The 15,001-nt window shown below is 66.2% G+C and carries 13 protein-coding genes and 1 tRNA gene; 9 read left to right on the forward strand and 5 right to left on the reverse strand.

Features of this window, described 5'->3' with window-relative positions; genetic code table 11:
* The first annotated feature begins 5 nt into the window (after nucleotides 1-5).
* Both CXK94_RS09435 and CXK94_RS09440 read left to right on the forward strand, forming a co-directional pair.
* Nucleotides 6-1,073 (forward strand): putative urea ABC transporter substrate-binding protein, encoded by a 1,068-nt coding sequence (locus CXK94_RS09435; RefSeq protein WP_102894130.1) that lies wholly within the window; start codon nucleotides 6-8, stop codon nucleotides 1,071-1,073.
* Nucleotides 1,074-1,137: 64 nt separating this feature from the next.
* Nucleotides 1,138-1,764, forward strand: a complete 627-nt coding sequence (locus tag CXK94_RS09440; protein WP_102894131.1) for a TetR family transcriptional regulator — start codon at nucleotides 1,138-1,140, stop codon at nucleotides 1,762-1,764.
* A gap of 61 nt (nucleotides 1,765-1,825) precedes the next feature.
* Here the strand turns inward: CXK94_RS09440 and CXK94_RS09445 are convergent.
* Nucleotides 1,826-1,915: transfer RNA gene (locus CXK94_RS09445), tRNA-Ser, on the reverse strand.
* Nucleotides 1,916-2,040: 125 nt separating this feature from the next.
* Between CXK94_RS09445 and CXK94_RS09450 the strand changes: the two genes are divergently transcribed.
* From CXK94_RS09450 to CXK94_RS09480, 7 genes are all read left to right on the forward strand, one after another.
* A complete protein-coding gene (locus CXK94_RS09450) occupies nucleotides 2,041-2,709 on the forward strand; it encodes a Bax inhibitor-1/YccA family protein (RefSeq protein WP_102894132.1) in 669 nt (222 codons plus the stop codon).
* Nucleotides 2,710-2,914: 205 nt separating this feature from the next.
* The gene (gene tusD / locus CXK94_RS09455) at nucleotides 2,915-3,307 is read left to right on the forward strand and encodes a sulfurtransferase complex subunit TusD (protein ID WP_102894133.1); all 393 of its coding nucleotides are present in this window, start codon (nucleotides 2,915-2,917) and stop codon (nucleotides 3,305-3,307) included.
* Nucleotides 3,307-3,666, forward strand: a complete 360-nt coding sequence (tusC, locus tag CXK94_RS09460; RefSeq protein WP_102894134.1) for a sulfurtransferase complex subunit TusC — start codon at nucleotides 3,307-3,309, stop codon at nucleotides 3,664-3,666. The genes tusD and tusC overlap by 1 nt, the downstream gene beginning before the upstream one ends.
* Complete coding sequence (gene tusB, locus CXK94_RS09465) at nucleotides 3,666-3,968, forward strand: sulfurtransferase complex subunit TusB (protein WP_102894135.1); 303 nt, start codon at nucleotides 3,666-3,668, stop codon at nucleotides 3,966-3,968. The genes tusC and tusB overlap by 1 nt, the downstream gene beginning before the upstream one ends.
* Complete coding sequence (locus tag CXK94_RS09470; RefSeq protein ID WP_102894136.1) at nucleotides 3,965-4,300, forward strand: TusE/DsrC/DsvC family sulfur relay protein; 336 nt, start codon at nucleotides 3,965-3,967, stop codon at nucleotides 4,298-4,300. The genes tusB and CXK94_RS09470 overlap by 4 nt, the downstream gene beginning before the upstream one ends.
* Nucleotides 4,297-5,280 (forward strand): glycosyl transferase family protein, encoded by a 984-nt coding sequence (locus tag CXK94_RS09475; RefSeq protein ID WP_102894137.1) that lies wholly within the window; start codon nucleotides 4,297-4,299, stop codon nucleotides 5,278-5,280. Before CXK94_RS09470 ends, CXK94_RS09475 begins: the two co-directional genes overlap by 4 nt.
* 84 nt (nucleotides 5,281-5,364) lie before the next feature.
* On the forward strand, nucleotides 5,365-6,366 hold the full coding sequence (locus CXK94_RS09480) for a glutathione S-transferase family protein (RefSeq protein WP_102894138.1): 1,002 nt from the start codon (nucleotides 5,365-5,367) through the stop codon (nucleotides 6,364-6,366).
* 150 nt (nucleotides 6,367-6,516) lie between these two features.
* On the opposite strand, the gene nahK is transcribed toward CXK94_RS09480, so the two are convergent.
* From nahK to pqqF, 4 genes are all read right to left on the reverse strand, one after another.
* Complete coding sequence (nahK, locus tag CXK94_RS09485) at nucleotides 6,517-9,156, reverse strand: hybrid sensor histidine kinase/response regulator NahK/ErcS' (RefSeq protein WP_102894139.1); 2,640 nt, start codon at nucleotides 9,154-9,156, stop codon at nucleotides 6,517-6,519.
* Entirely contained in the window at nucleotides 9,086-10,249 is a 1,164-nt protein-coding gene (gene nosP, locus CXK94_RS09490) for a nitric oxide-sensing protein NosP (RefSeq protein WP_102894140.1), read from the reverse strand. Before nosP ends, nahK begins: the two co-directional genes overlap by 71 nt.
* A gap of 400 nt (nucleotides 10,250-10,649) precedes the next feature.
* The gene (locus tag CXK94_RS09495) at nucleotides 10,650-11,837 is read right to left on the reverse strand and encodes a porin (RefSeq protein ID WP_037039277.1); all 1,188 of its coding nucleotides are present in this window, start codon (nucleotides 11,835-11,837) and stop codon (nucleotides 10,650-10,652) included.
* A 226-nt stretch (nucleotides 11,838-12,063) separates the two neighbouring features.
* Nucleotides 12,064-14,589: a pyrroloquinoline quinone biosynthesis protein PqqF gene (gene pqqF / locus CXK94_RS09500; RefSeq protein ID WP_102894141.1), complete on the reverse strand. Its 2,526-nt coding sequence runs from the start codon at nucleotides 14,587-14,589 to the stop codon at nucleotides 12,064-12,066.
* Nucleotides 14,590-15,001: the final 412 nt, after the last annotated feature.

Below are 15,001 nucleotides of genomic sequence, written 5' to 3' on the forward strand. Positions count from 1 at the left end.
TCACCATGCACGGCAAGATCATGAAGAAGCTGTTCTGCGCCGGGGCCATCGCCCTCGCCGCCCTCGCCCCGCTGGCCCAGGCCGAGGAGAAAAAGACCTTCAACCTGGCCTGGACCATCTACGTCGGCTGGATGCCCTGGAAGTACGCCGACGAGTCGGGAATCATGAAGAAGTGGGCCGACAAGTACGGGATCGAGGTGAACATCAGCCAGATCAATGACTACGTCGAGTCCATCAACCAGTACAGCGCCGGCCAGTTCGACGGCGTGGTCGCCACCAGCATGGATGCGCTGTCGATCCCGGCGGCCGGTGGCGTCGACACCACCGCGCTGATCGTCGGCAGCTACTCCAACGGCAACGATGGCCTGGTGATGAAGGGCACCGATGACCTCAAGCAGATCAAGGGCCAGCAGGTGCACCTGGTCGAGCTGTCGGTATCGCACTACATCCTGGCCAAGGCGCTGGACAGCGTCGGCCTGTCGGAGAAGGATGTACAGGTGGTCAACACCTCGGACGCCGACATCGTCGCCGCCTTCGGCACCGCCGACGTGCGTAACGTGGCGACCTGGAGCCCGCTGCTGCAGGAGGTCGCCGCCGCACCGGACGCGCACCAGGTGTTCGACTCGGCCAGCGTGCCGGGCCACGTCAAGGACCTGCTGATCGTCAACAGCGAGACCCTGGCCGACAACCCCGCCTTCGGCAAGGCGGTCACCGGCGCCTGGTACGAGGTGATGGCGATCATGGCCAGCGACACGCCGCAAGGCGCCGAGCTGCGCGCGCAACTGGGCGCAGCCTCCGGCACCGACCAGGCCGGCTACGAGGCGCAACTTAAAGGCACCCACATGTTCTACCAGCCGGCCGAAGCGGTCGCCTTCATCTCTGGCGAGCCGGCCTACGAGGCGATGGACAGCGTGCGCAAGTTCTCCTTCGACCACGGCCTGCTGGGCGACGGCGCCGATTCGGCGGATTTCGTCGGCATCGCCATGCCGGCCGGCGCGCTCGGTGAGCAGGGCAATCTCAAGCTGCGCTTCGACACCACCTACATGCAGCTGGCCGCCGACGGCGCGCTATGAAAGCTTGCCACGCAGCGCCCGCCAACGGCACGCTGCGTGGCCGCTGCGCATTTCGAGGAGCCCCATGCGCCGTACCAAAGAAGACGCCGAACAAACCCGCCGCAAGGTGATCGCCGCGGCGCTCGAGCTGTTCAGCCGCAACGGTTATTCGAACACCACGCTGGCGATGATCGCCCAGGCCGCCGGCTTCAGCCGCGGCCCTATCTACTGGCATTTCAAGAACAAGGACGAGTTGTACCAGGCGGTGCTGACCTTCTCCCAGGAACCGCTGGAACGGCTGATCGAACGCAGCCGGAAGCTGGGCGCGGACCCGCTCGCCGCCATCGGGCACTTCGTGCGCGAGTGGTTCCGCCTGCTGCTGGAAGACCGCTGGTATCGCCAGTCCTTCGAGATCCTGCTGAACAAGACCGAACTCACCGCGCAGATGGCCAGCACCCTCAAACGCGAGCGCAAGCTGACCCGCGACATGGTGCAGCTGCTCGAAGAGCTCATCGAACAGGCCCAGCGCGAACAACGCATCGGCGCGCAGCAACCTCCGCGCTCGCTGGCGGTGCTGCTCTATTCCAGCCTGATGGGCATCACCCACACCTGGCTGTTCTCGCCGAAGCTGTTTTCCTTGCGCGAACAGGCCGAGCAGCTGGGCGACGGCCTGATGGACCTGCTGGCGGCCAGGCCTCCCGGGCAATCCTGAGCCAGCTGCGGGCAGAAACGAAAAAGCCCCTGAATCTGGCTCAGGGGCTTTTCGCTGAATATGGCGGAAGCGCAGAGATTCGAACTCTGGGAAGGGTCTCCCCTTCGGCGGTTTTCAAGACCGCTGCCTTCAACCACTCGGCCACACTTCCATAAGGCGGCGCAATAGTACCGGATAGAAATACACTGTCAAACACTGATGCTGGGCATCGAACTTGCCTCTGCTATGATCCGGGACAAATCGTCCCAGGCTTGATTTCATCCAAGGAGTGTCGCCATGCACGAACACGAATACGCGCTTAGCCACGCGCAGGTCGAGCAGCGTGAGGTCAGCAAGGTCCTGCGCAACACCTATGGGCTGCTGGCCATGACGCTCGCCTTCAGTGGCCTGGTCGCCTACTTGGCCATGCAGGCCAACGCCGCCTACCCGAGCATCTTCGTGGTGCTGATCGGCTTCTACGGGCTGTTCTTCCTCACCGCGAAACTGCGCAACTCGGCGTGGGGCCTGCTTTCCACCTTCGCCCTGACCGGCTTCATGGGCTATACCCTCGGCCCGATCCTCAACATGTACCTGGGCCTGGCCAACGGTGGCGAGCTGATCAGCTCGGCGCTGTCGATGACCGCGCTGGTGTTCTTCGGTCTCTCGGCCTACGTACTGATCACCCGCAAGGACATGAGCTTCCTCAGCGGCTTCATCACCGCCGGCTTCTTCGTGCTGATCGGCGCCATGCTGGCCGGCTTCTTCTTCCAGATCACCGGCCTGCAGCTGGCGATCAGCGCCGGCTTCGTGCTGTTCTCCTCGGCGTGCATCCTGTTCCAGACCAGCGCCATCATCCATGGCGGCGAACGCAACTACATCATGGCGACCATCAGCCTGTTCGTCTCGCTGTACAACCTGTTCCTCAGCCTGCTGCAACTGCTGGGCATCTTCGGCGGCGACGACTGATCCGCCACGGCCTGCAACGAGCCCGCTTCGGCGGGCTTTTTTCATGCTCGCAGGCAGGTTGGCGCTGAGCGCAGTGAAGTCCAACGGGGATCGGCATGAAACTTGTTGGGCTTCGTCGCTTCGCTGCTCAGCGGAACGCAGCCCGACCCAACCTACGCGCCCCGCAGCTGGCGTATCATGTCGGCTGTTTCGCAATGGTGCCCCGATGAAATTCACGATCGCCCTGTTCGCCCCACCCCACTCGCCGGCCGCGCGCCGGGCGCTGCGCTTCGCCGAAGCGGTGCTCGCCGGCGGGCACCAGATCGTCCGCCTGTTCTTCTATCAGGACGGCGTGCACACGGCCTCGGCGAATGTCGTGGCGGCACAGGATGAACTGGATGTGGCGGCCGAGTGGAGCCGCTTCGTCACCACCCACCAGCTCGACGGCGTGGTCTGCATCGCCGCCGGGCTGCGCCGCGGCGTGCTGGATGAGAGCGAAGCGCAACGCTACCAGCGTCCGGCCGCGAACCTGGCGGAAGGCTGGGAGCTGTCCGGCCTCGGCCAGCTGCATGAAGCAGCGCAGCAGGCCGACCGCCTGGTCTGCTTCGGAGGTCACTGATGGCCCGCTCGATGCTCATCATCAGCCGCCAGGCGCCCTGGTCCGGGCCGTCGGCCCGTGAGGCGCTGGACGTCGTGCTGGCCGGCGGCGCCTTCGAACTGCCGTTGGGGCTGCTGTTCCTCGATGACGGCGTGTTCCAGCTCGCCGCCGCCCAGCAACCGGCGCAACTCGAGCAGAAGGACCTGACCGCCAACCTGCAGGCGCTGCCGCTGTTCGGTATCGAATCGCTCTACGTCGCACGCCACAGCCTTGCCGAGCGCGGCCTCGACGAACAGGCGCTGCCCTTGCCCGTCGAAGTCCTCGACGAGGCCGGCCTGCGCGCCCTCATCAACCGCTACGACCATGTGATCACGATCTGATGGCGACCCTGCACCTGCTTTCCCATTCGCCGTTCGCCGACAGCCGGCTGACGAGCTGCCTGCAACTGCTGGCCGGCGACGACGCCCTGCTGCTGACTGGCGACGCCACCTATGCCCTGCGCGCCGGTAGCGGTCCTTGCGAGGCGCTGCAGCGGCTGCCCGCAGGCGTCGCCGTGTTCGCCCTGGAGGAGGATGTCCAGGCCCGCGCACTCGGCGCGCTGCCGGCGCGCGTGGGCCTGCTGGATTACCCCGGCTTCGTCGAGCTGACCTGCCGCTATCCGCGAACCAACAGCTGGTTATGAACAGCCTGCACGTGGAGGGGCGCCAGATCGCCCTGGACAAGGACGGTTTCCTGCTCGACCTGCAGGACTGGAGCGAAGCCGTGGCCCAGGCGCTGGCCGAACGGGAGGAACTGCCGCTGGAAGCCGGGCACTGGGAGATCCTCCGCCTGTTGCGCGAGTTCTACGCCGAATTCCAGCTTTCGCCGGCGACGCGAGCGCTGATCAAATACACCGCCTTGAAGCTGGGGCCGGACAAGGGCAACAGCCTTTACCTCAATCGTCTATTCAAGGGCACCCCCGCCAAGCTGGCCGCCAAGCTGGCCGGGCTGCCGAAGCCGAGCAATTGCCTATGAGCCTCGAAACCCCAGCAGAACACCCTTTCGCCCCCTTCGTGCGCATTCTCGGCAAGGGCAAGCGCGGCGCGCGCGACCTGACCCGTGAAGAAGCCCGCGAGGCCATGGGCATGCTGCTCGACGGCAAGGTCGAGGACGCCCAGCTGGGCGCCTTCCTGATGCTGCTGCGGCACAAGGAAGAGTGCGCCGAAGAGCTGGCCGGCTTCACCGACGCCGTGCGCGAGCGCCTGCCCATCCCCGCCGTCGAGGTCGACCTGGACTGGCCGAGCTATGCCGGCAAGAAGCGCCACCTGCCCTGGTATCTGCTGGCGGCCAAGTGCCTGGCCGCCAACGGTATGCGTATCTTGCTGCACGGCGGCGGCGCGCACACCGCCGGGCGCATCTACACCGAACAGCAGCTGCAGCTGCTCGGCATCCGCCACTGCGAGGGCTGGGAACAGGTCGCGGCGACAATCGAGCGCGAGCACATCGCCTTCATTCCCCTCGGCGCCTGGATGCCGGTCTTGCAGCGCATGATCGACATGCGCAACCTGCTCGGGCTGCGTTCGCCGATCCACTCGCTGGCGCGCCTCCTCAACCCGCTGGGCGCCCGCTGCGGCCTGCAGAGCATCTTCCACCCCGGCTACCAGGACACCCACCGCCAGGCCAGCACGCTGCTGGGCGACAACGCCATCGTCATCAAGGGCGAAGGCGGCGAAGTCGAAATGAATCCGGACAACCTCTCCCACCTCTACGGCACCCGCGCCGGTATCGCCTGGGACGAGGAATGGCCGCCACTGTCCGAACGCCGCCACGTGAAACCGGAGCGCCTGGAGCCACAGCATCTGCTCGCGGTCTGGAACGGCAGCGAAGAAGACGCTTACGGCGAACTGGCGGTAATCGCCACCATGGCCCTGGCATTGCGCGGGCTGGGGCAGACGCGCGAAGCGGCATTCGAGCAGGCGCGGCGCTATTGGCAGCAGCGCCATTTATCCAACTAGACGATAGAACCAACCGACTTTTCGGGCACATCGATCGAACCATCGTCCCTAGACTGCCTCCTAATTCGTATACGGGAGGAACATATGGGTCTGCTCATCGACGGCCAGTGGCATGATCGCTGGTATGAAAGCACCGACGGAAAATTCGAGCGCGAACAGGCCAAGCGCCGCCACTGGGTGACGGCCGACGGAACCCCTGGCCCCGACGGCCTGGAGGGGTTCAAGGCCGAAGCCGGGCGTTATCACCTGTACGTATCACTGGCCTGCCCCTGGGCGCACCGCACGCTGATCTACCGCAAGCTGAAGGGGCTCGAGCCCTTGATCGGCGTCTCGGTGGTCAGTTGGCTGATGGCCGAACACGGCTGGACCTTCGACCCGGCGACCGGCTCCAGCGGCGACGCCCTGGACGGCCTCGAGTACCTGCACCAGCGCTACACCCGCGACACCCCGGACTATTCGGGCCGGGTCACGGTGCCGGTGCTCTGGGACCGCGAACGCCAGTGCATCGTCAACAACGAGTCCTCCGAAATCATCCGCATGTTCAACGGTGCGTTCGACGAGCTCACCGGCTCACGACTGGATTTCTATCCCGAGATCCTGCGCGACGAGATCGATGCGCTCAATGCGCGGATTTACCCCGCCATCAACAACGGTGTCTATCGCGCCGGTTTTGCCACCACACAGGCAGCCTACGAAGAGGCCTTCGACGAGCTGTTCGACGAACTGGAGCGCATCGAGAGCCGCCTGGGCAAGCAACGCTACCTGGCCGGCGAATACCTGACCGAGGCCGACTGGCGTCTGTTCACCACCATGGTTCGCTTCGACGCCGTCTATTTCGGGCACTTCAAGTGCAATCTGCGACGCATCGCAGACTACCCGAACCTGTCCAACTGGCTGCGCGAGCTGTACCAGTGGCCGGGCGTGGCCGAGACGGTGGATTTCACGCATATCAAGGGGCACTACTACGCCAGCCACCGGCAGATCAATGCCAACGGCATCATCCCGAAAGGCCCGCGGCTGGAACTCGACCGCCCGCATGACCGCGAACGCCTGCCGGGCCGTGGGATCTGGATGCGCTCGCCTTAAGCTTGAAAAGCATCGCCCCGAGGTCGGGCCTCCCACAAAAGCAGACGGTGCACACTGCACCAGTGGGAGGCGCGCCCTCGCGGCGATGCAGGCCGCAGGCCTGCCCCATCCTTCACATGGCTACAGGGCTACAGTGCCCACCGGCTTCAGTCACCCGGCCATACCGTGCTCGAGCATATGGCACATGGCGGTCTTCAGCTTCATCGGCCGCACCGGCTTGTGCATCAGCATGTGCCCCAGCTCGCGCACCTGCTGCTTGAGCTCGTTACTGTAGTTGGCGGTGATCATCAGCGCCGGCAGCGGGCTGGCGCGCCGCGCGTTGACCGTGGCGACCACATCGATGCCGGTGTGGCCGTTGTCCAGGTGGTAGTCGGCGATCAGCAGATCGGCCTCGGCATGGAAGTTGTCCACCTGGCGCGCCAGGTCCTCCTCGGACAGCGCCGTCACCACCACGCAGCCCCACCCTTCCAGCAGGGTGCGCATGCCGGCGCAGATCGCCGTGTCGTTGTCCAGCACCCAGACGCGCGCGCCCTGTAGCCGTTGCAACAGCAGTTCGGTGGTGTTCGGTTCGGCGCGGGCCTTGGGTGCGCGCTTCGCCAGTGGCACTTCGATGGCGAAGCGCGAACCGCGCCCCGGCCGCGAGGTGACCTGGATGCGGTGGCCGAGCATGCGCGCGATCTTCTCGACGATGGCCAGCCCCAGACCCAGCCCGCGATCCTGATTCGGCCGTACGCCCTCGCCACGCTTGAACTCCTGGAAAATCTCCTCGAGCTTGTCGTCGGCGATGCCGACGCCGGTATCCCAGACCTCGATGGACAGGCTCTGCCGGCGCCGCCGGCAGCCCAGCAGCACGCGGCCCTGCGGCGTGTAGCGGATGGCATTGGTCAGCAGGTTGCGCAGGATGCGCGCGAGCAGCTGGATGTCGCTGCGCACCAGCGCCGAACAGGGGATGAAATCCAGCTGCAGCTGCTCGGTGGCAGCGATCTGGTGGAACTCCGTGGAAAGGTTCTCGAGCAGCTCGCTGACGGCGAACGGGGCGATGTCCGGCTTGATCACGCCGGCGTCCAGTTTGGAGATGTCGACCAGCGTGCCGAGCAGGTTCTCCACGTCCTCCAGCGAATTGCTGATGTTGCGGATCAACCCGCCGTTGGGCGTCGCCGGTTGCTCCAGCAGCGCACTGGTGAACAGCCGCGCGGCATTCAGCGGCTGCAGCAGGTCGTGGCTGACCGCGGCGAGGAACTTGGTCTTCGACAGGTTGGCCAGTTCCGCTTCGCGCTTGGCCTCGCGCAGCCGTGCCTCGACGTGGCTGCGTTCGTCGATCTCGCGCAGCAGTTGGTCGTTGAGGCTGGTCAGCTCGGCGGTGCGCTCGCGCACCCGCTGTTCCAGGTTCTGATAGGCCTGGTGCAGCGCCTCGGCGGTGCGCCGACGGTCGGTGATGTCCTGGATCAGCACGAAGATGCCCGCCACTTCGCCATTGGCCTGGCGGTTCGGCACGTAGGAACGCAGCATGTAGCGCTGCTGGCCGGCATGGTTGCGCTCGGCCATCTCGAAGCTGACGCTCTCGCCGGACAGCGCGCGGTCGATGTAGGGTTCCAGCTGCCGCCAGTGCTCGCCGCTGTGCACCTCGCGCAGGGACTGGCCGAGCATGCCGTCGCTGGGCCAGCGGTACCATTCCTCGTAGACCTTGTTGGTGAACTCGTAGGTCAGGTCGGCGGACACGTAGGCGATCAATGCCGGCACATGGTCGGTGATCAGGCGGATCCAGCACTCGCTCTCGCGCAGCGCCTCGGCGTGGCGGTAACGCTCGGTGATGTCGGTGAAGGTGTTGACGAAGCCGCCGGTGGGCAGCGCGTGGGTGCGGATCTCCAGCATGCGGCCGTCGAACAGGCGCTGCTCCAGTTCGCGCACCGGCCGACCCTTGGCGTCGCGCGTGCCGGGTGTCAGCAGTTTCAGTTCGCTGTCGGCCATGACCTCGGCGAACGGCCGGTGCGCCTCGATCGGCGCCAGCCCGCAGAGTTCGAGGAAGCGCCGGTTCCACAGTTCCAGCGCGCCCTCCGCGCTGACCATCGCCACGCCCTGGGACAGGTTGTCCACCGCCCGCTGCAGCAGCCGCGACTTCTGCGCCAGCGCCTGCTCGCGGCGCATGGTTTCGCTGACCTTCACCTCGGTGATGTCGGTGTAGAGGATGACCAGCCCGCCCTCGCGGGTCGGGCGCTCGCTGACCTGCACCCAGCGCCCGTTGTTCAGCCGGTAGACCGTCGGCTCGTCGCCCTTGCCACGGTGCTCCTCGACGATCAGCCCGGTGCTTTCGGCCAGGCGCCGCACCTCCGCCAGCCGGGTACCGGCGTTGATGCGCGCGCGCGTGCGCGTCCACAGCGACTTGAAGCGGCGGTTGAACAGCACGATGCGCTGGTCCCGGTCGAACAGCACGAAGGCATCGGAGATGCTCTCGATGGCATCGACCAGGTGCTGGTGGGCGGTCTCCGCGCGCAGCCGCGCGTCGCTGAGCAACTGGTTGCTGCCCTTGAGTTCGGCCATCGCCTGGTTCAGCGCGTCGGTACGCTCGCGCACCTGTTCGGCCAGTTCCACCGAATGCTGGAAGGCCGCGTAGGAGGCATCGCGCCCTGCACCGCTGGATTCGACCCGTTCGATCAGCGCGGCATTGATGCGCTTGAGCTTGAGGTTCTCGCGCTCGAGTTCGGCCTGGCGGGCCAGCAGCTCAGCGACCACCCCGCCCTCCGGGCCGGCCAATGGCGACGCCGGTGAAGGTCTGGTTGATGTGCATGCCATTGAACTGCTCTCCGTAGGTGTTGAAGCCAATCACCTGCTGGCGCCTCAGAAAGGCCGATGTCTGCTCGCTGGTGCCGTTGGCCTCGATCTCCAGGCGGCGCAGGAAACAGTCGCAACCGATGGTCAGCAACGGTGGCCCGAGGCGCTGCTCCAGGCGCTCGAACAGCGCTTCGAGGTTGGGCATCAGCGGCCCCGGCTGCATGGCGGTGAGCACGATGCCGTTCTCCACCGCGCAATAGAAGGTCAGGCTGAGGTCCTCGTTGACCTTCTGGATCGAGCGCACGTAGTAGTGCTCGTTGATGCGCACCGCCAGGGGGTGGGCGGCGAACAGGCGATGGTCGAGCTCGTCGACGCGCACCCCGATCAGCCGGGCGTACTCTTCGGCCGCCGGCTCGGCGTTCAGCTCGTAGACCCGGCGGCTGTTGCTGTCGGCATGGGTCACCACCAGCTTCTCGCCGCGCGGCAGGATGTGGTGGGTGGTGAACACCTCGAAATCCAGCCAGGTGTTGACCAGCACCACGATGGCCGCCCCGCTGTGGAATTGGCCGTCGTAATACACGTGGGTGTCGGTCAGGTGATTGTCGTCGCCGGCCGAACCACCGAAATGCGGAATGCTGCCGAACGCCGCGCTGAGCGCGGCCAGCACCACCTCCTCGCGGCTGGACAGACCATCGAGCAGGGTCAACGCGAAACTGTGGTCCTTGATCGGCGCCAGCGAGTTGCTGCGACAGTCGCTGCCCAGGCGCTCGACCAGCTGCTGGGCCTCGATCAGGCTGAAGCGCTCCATCTCGTCGATCAGCTCGCAGGCGATCGAGAAGCTGCGGTGGTCGAAGCCGATGGCGGTGACGCAGCTGCGTCCATAGCCCTTCGCGGTGATCTCGCCGGCAGAGGTGCAGCCGACCAGCCGGACCCCGCCGAAATACTGGCGTAGCGCATCACCCAGCGCCGGCAGATCGTATTCGGCCGAGCAGAAGAACAGCACGAAGCCCAGATGTGGATGCATCAACTGGCGTGCCAGATCCTGCGCCACCGTCTCGGCCAGGCGCGCCTCGGACATTGCCGTGCGGATTACCTCGCTCTGTTGTTCGCCCACACACCGCACTCCCGCACTGCCGAATAGGATCGACCCCATTCTTGGTCAGGGCATATGGCACGAAAATGCTACTTGAGTACCGGAAAAGGCCTGCCTAGGTAGCATCGCGACGAAACAACGCAGGGCAGGCGGCGGATTCCCCATCGCGGCGCGGGCCTCCCGATCCGGGCGGCTGGCGCCGCACCTGCGCCAGGGCGCCGAAAACGGCAAAGGCGGACACCTTTGCAGATGTCCGCCTCCGGCTGGTTAGCAGCGTGACGCACCACGGCGTTCACGCTGCGGTCCAGCCCTTTTCCAGCGGCGGGCGGTGCTCACCCACGGTGGCCCGCGTCGCCGGTCCCGCCTGAGCCCGACCGTCGGTCCGCACGCGCCGATCGCCCCGGCGCGCGCGGAGGGCGGCTTAGAAGCTCAGCGCTGCCCCCACCGCGAAGGTGCGGGTGTCTTCGTCGAGAGTCGAATCGTCGCGACCGGAGATTTCGAACTGATTCAGCTCGGCAACCAGGGTGAGGTTGTCGTTGATGCTGTGGAACAGCGCCACACCGCGGGTTTCGTAGTCGGCTGCACTACCCAGGCCGTTGCCGTCGTCCTTGGTCTTGCCGTAGGACAACGCCAGGCGGTTCTTGCCGAAGCGGTAGGAACCCTGCAGCAGGTAGCCGTCGCTGTCGACCTCACGCAGCAGCGCCTCGCCGGCGTTGTTGGTGAAGAACGGGTTGATGCCCTCGGCCTGGAAACCCGAGGCGGTCAGCGACAGATTGCCCATCTTCGCCTGCACACCGTAGCCGAGGCCCTTGGACGTGACCTTATCGATGCTGCTGTCGGTATTGTCCGAGCTCTGCTGCATGCCGTTGATCCAGGTGTAGAACTGGGTGCCGCCGAGATCGAACTGGTAGGTCACTTCGGCTTCGAAGCGCGGGGCCTCCTGGTAGGCCTTGTCCAGCGTGGAGCTGGTGTCCTCGGTGGTGTCCACCGGGTCCATGATGCCGGCGGCGATGCGCAGGCCGCTCATCTCGGGCGAGCGGTAGGTGATCTGCGAGGTCGGGAACGGGTACGGGTAGCCGGTACCGATGTTGCCGAAGGACACGCCACCGCCATCCACCAGGCCCAGGGTATCGCTCACCTGGCCATAACCGCTGAGCATCTCGTCGAGCAGGATGTTGGAGCGGGCGAACAAGCCGAAGTCCTTACCGAACAGCACTTCACCCCATTGCTCGTTGCCGGCAGTGGCGTAGAACTGACGGACGTCGATGCCGGTCTCGGTGCCGTTGGTATCGCTGTCGTTGATCGTCACCCAGAACGAGGAGCGGCCGCCGAGCTTGAGGTCGCCGACCTGCTTGGTGAAATTGAAGCCGATCCAGTTGGGCAGAAAGCCCATCTTGACCCGCGACTGCCGGCGATCGAACTGCTCGCCGTCGCGGTCCACGTCGCTGTTCACGTAGAAGGTATTGAAATACCCGTCGGTGGAGAAAGTGGTGTCACCCTCGTCGTAGAGCACGATTTCGGCGACTGCCGATTGGCTCACGGTCATGGCGACGGCACTGGCCAGGGCCAGTGGCAGCAGGGTTGAAACGGCTTTCTTGTTGTTGTGCATGGCGCTCTCCGCTGTATTGACGACAGACAGTCGTGACGGGAGCGATTATCGAAAGACGACCACGCTGCACATACGCTGCGATAGCGGCGAAAGGCTAGCACTTTGGCCGCGGAGGCCGTCTTGCGCTGGAAGCATTCATCCGCCGACCGCAGGAGCGGCGCTTAGGTCGTACATCCAAAGCATTGCGCAGCACCCCGATCGCCTGGGACGGGGCGGTGGATTTCGCCTAACGCCCTAGCCAGCGGGCATCCGGGGCGGCGGCATTGGCGACCACGCACCAACCGCCCTTGGCCTCGCGCAGGGCCTGCAGCTGATGCTGGAGATCTTCGGGCCGCAACGCCGCCATGGCCCGCTCGACCTGGGCAGGATAGTCGCTATCGCGCCCCGCCAGCCGGGCCTGCCAGATCTGTTCGGCGCGACGCCGCAGGTCGCCGCCGCGGGCGAAGTCGGCCCCCGCGGCCGAGGCATCCGGCCGGGCATCGAGCTCGCGGGCGAACCCAGCGAGGAAGGTCTCGACATGCCCGAGGATTTCACCGGCCGAGGCACTGGGCGATTGCACGGCGAAGAACATGCCGGCCCGCTCGCCGAACTGGCGAAAGCCGCAGAACACCGCATAGCCGAGCTGCAACTCGCTGCGCAGACGACGGAAGAATGCCCCCTCCATCAACCGCGATAGCTGGCGCCAGGCCGCCTCCACCGGCGCTGTGCGCAGGGGCAGTGGGCAGAACAGCAACAGGGCGGTCTCCGCCGCCGGCTCGCCGAAACCACACCACACGTAAGGATGGGCGACGGCAGCGGCTGGGGCCGGCAAGGCCTGCGTTTCCGGCATCCCGGGCATCGCGCGCAAGGCATCCTGCAGCGGCCCGCTCAGCGATGCCGCCAGCCCCACGGCCAGGACATCCCAGCGGGCATGCCGCCAGGCGCGGGTCAAGGCGGTCTGGTCCAGAAGCGGCAGGCCCGCGGCGGGCGGAATGGGATCGAGCAGCAGCGGCAACTGCCGCATCAGTTGGCGTAGAAGTAACTCGTCGGCGCCAGGCCGCTGCGCCTCGACCGCCAGCCGTTGGCCTTCGCCGAACACCGAGGCCGGTGGCTTGGCCAGCACGTCGAGCAGATCCCGCAATACCACCGGCAGCGCTTCGGCATAGCCGAACAGCGTCAGGCACCAGCCATGCCCATGGTTCTCGAAGCGCAGCTCGACGCCAGCCTGCGCAGCCGCCGGGATATAGCGCCGCAATGCCGCCTGCAGCACATGCCAGAGGCCTGCCGGCGGCTGCCCGTCGTCGAAGCGCCAGCGCACATAAAGCGCACCCTCCCCGCTCACGGCATTCGTCTGCACCCAGCACGGCATCGCTGCCAGCGGCGCTACACGTGGCTGCGGCCGGGTATCCAGCCAGCGGTTGCGTTCGGGCAGGCGCCAGTGCCATTGACGTGGGGCAGCATCCGGCAAGCGATCCGTTGCCAGCTGCAGGGGGAACCCGGCCCCCGTGGTGGCGATCCGTGCGCCCGTGCCGGCTGCCCGGCCGACACTGAGCACGATCGGCGCCCTGCCGCGCAGCTGTGCGCCAAGCGCCTGCAATGCCTGCTGTACCCGATACGCATCGGTCGAGGGCTGCCAGGCAGCGGGCTCCACCCAATAACGCAGGCAGGCCAGCGGCTCCTTGCCGAGCAGGCTGCGCTGGCGAATCCGCACGTACTCGTGCCAGAGCTCGGCCCAGGGAGCCTGCCGGGTGAGGAAGCCCAGCCAGTCGCGCACCGCCGCGACGATCTGCGCGCGGGCCGGCATGCCCTGTTCGCTCAATTGCAGCTCGACGATGATCACGCCCTGCCCGGCATGCCAATACGGCACGCGCAGCGCCACGGCCTCGCACCATCCTTCGCCACGCAGGGCTGCGAACAGGCTGCCGGGTGCCTGCGACCCGAGCCAGGTGGCCAGCACATCCAGCGCGACGGCGATGCCATCCGGCAGGCCATCCAGGACGAACGCCAGGTCGAGGTAAGTCCGGGAGCCCTCGATCTGCAAGTACAGCGGCGCGGCATCGACTGTCGGCAGCGGGATGAGCGGCCGGCAAACCTCCGGCGCGGCCGGCAGTCGGCATTCGTCGCTGCGCAGCAACGCCTGCAGCTGCTCGAGGCTGCAGGGCGCGGCGACCAGCAATTCCAGCTGTCCCGCATGGTAGAAGCGCTGGTGGTAGCCCAGCAGCGCCTGCTGGAATTCGGCGCTTTCGACAGGCAGGGTGTCACGGTGGCCGGCATGGAAGCCGGCGAAGGGATGCGGCGCGGCCAGGACGGTGCCGATCGCGGCATCGCAGAGGGTTTCGCGGTCCTTGGCGCGGGCCAGGAACTCCGCCTGCAGCACCTCGCGCTCGCGCCGTTGTGCCGCAGGGTCGAGCAACGGCCGGGCAAGCATGTCGAGCAGCCGCTTGAGCGCTTCGGCAAACGCCTCGGCCGGCACCTGAAAGAAATAGTCGGTGTGCCGCTCGCGGGTCGAGGCGTTCAGCTGGCCAGCACATCCCTGCACGAAGGGCATCAGGCCCTGTGCCGGCGGATAGGCCGCGCTGCCCAGGAACAGCAGGTGCTCGAGGAAATGCGCCAGGCCAGGATAGGCAGCCGGAGCGTCGTGCGAACCGGCATGCACCCGCACCAGCGCCGCAGCCTGCCCCCCCGGCGGCTGCGAGAGGAATCCCAGCCGCAGGCCATCGGGCAATACCAGGCGCTGCGGAGGCGAACAGAACTCGAAGCTGGCTGAAGACATGGAAAGCACTCGTGATTGCGGACCCGCAGGTTGCACCGCTTGGCTATCGAGCCGGCCGACAAGGAACGACCGCCCATGGGGCCGGCCGATTCGTCCTGGTACAGCGACAGCCGCTGCCATACAGGCCCGGGTATCTTCCGGATACACGACGATGTCGCCGGCCCTGCTCACCGCTACGCCGCGTTCGATCCAGGCCGGGAAAGATGGTGACAGTGTAACCCAGCGTTTCAAGCGGCCTCTACCAACCCTGTACAGCTACGAAAGAGCTGGAGCGGGGACATCGCTGACCTGCCTGAAGCCATACCTACCCAGCCTTCCCGACCAAGGGCATATACCCCCCGGTATTGACGATATGGAATAATGGCAAACAGCCATACCCTCTCCCGCAGTCGGCGCCGCTGCGCCTTGGAAG

Origin of the sequence: Stutzerimonas stutzeri (assembly GCF_002890915.1) — a bacterium.
In the GTDB taxonomy this organism is placed as follows: domain Bacteria; phylum Pseudomonadota; class Gammaproteobacteria; order Pseudomonadales; family Pseudomonadaceae; genus Stutzerimonas; species Stutzerimonas stutzeri_AF.

Excerpts from the sequence above, each read along its gene's own strand:
- tusD (WP_102894133.1), top strand. The coding sequence starts at position 2,915 with ATGAAATTCACGATCGCCCTGTTCGCCCCACCCCACTCGCCGGCCGCG.
- CXK94_RS09480 (WP_102894138.1), top strand. The coding sequence starts at position 5,365 with ATGGGTCTGCTCATCGACGGCCAGTGGCATGATCGCTGGTATGAAAGC.
- CXK94_RS09470 (WP_102894136.1), top strand. The coding sequence starts at position 3,965 with ATGAACAGCCTGCACGTGGAGGGGCGCCAGATCGCCCTGGACAAGGAC.
- CXK94_RS09450 (WP_102894132.1), top strand. The coding sequence starts at position 2,041 with ATGCACGAACACGAATACGCGCTTAGCCACGCGCAGGTCGAGCAGCGT.
- CXK94_RS09475 (WP_102894137.1), top strand. The coding sequence starts at position 4,297 with ATGAGCCTCGAAACCCCAGCAGAACACCCTTTCGCCCCCTTCGTGCGC.
- CXK94_RS09495 (WP_037039277.1), bottom strand. The coding sequence starts at position 11,837 with ATGCACAACAACAAGAAAGCCGTTTCAACCCTGCTGCCACTGGCCCTG.
- tusB (WP_102894135.1), top strand. The coding sequence starts at position 3,666 with ATGGCGACCCTGCACCTGCTTTCCCATTCGCCGTTCGCCGACAGCCGG.
- pqqF (WP_102894141.1), bottom strand. The coding sequence starts at position 14,589 with ATGTCTTCAGCCAGCTTCGAGTTCTGTTCGCCTCCGCAGCGCCTGGTA.
- tusC (WP_102894134.1), top strand. The coding sequence starts at position 3,307 with ATGGCCCGCTCGATGCTCATCATCAGCCGCCAGGCGCCCTGGTCCGGG.
- nahK (WP_102894139.1), bottom strand. The coding sequence starts at position 9,156 with ATGGCATGCACATCAACCAGACCTTCACCGGCGTCGCCATTGGCCGGC.
- CXK94_RS09440 (WP_102894131.1), top strand. The coding sequence starts at position 1,138 with ATGCGCCGTACCAAAGAAGACGCCGAACAAACCCGCCGCAAGGTGATC.
- CXK94_RS09435 (WP_102894130.1), top strand. The coding sequence starts at position 6 with ATGCACGGCAAGATCATGAAGAAGCTGTTCTGCGCCGGGGCCATCGCC.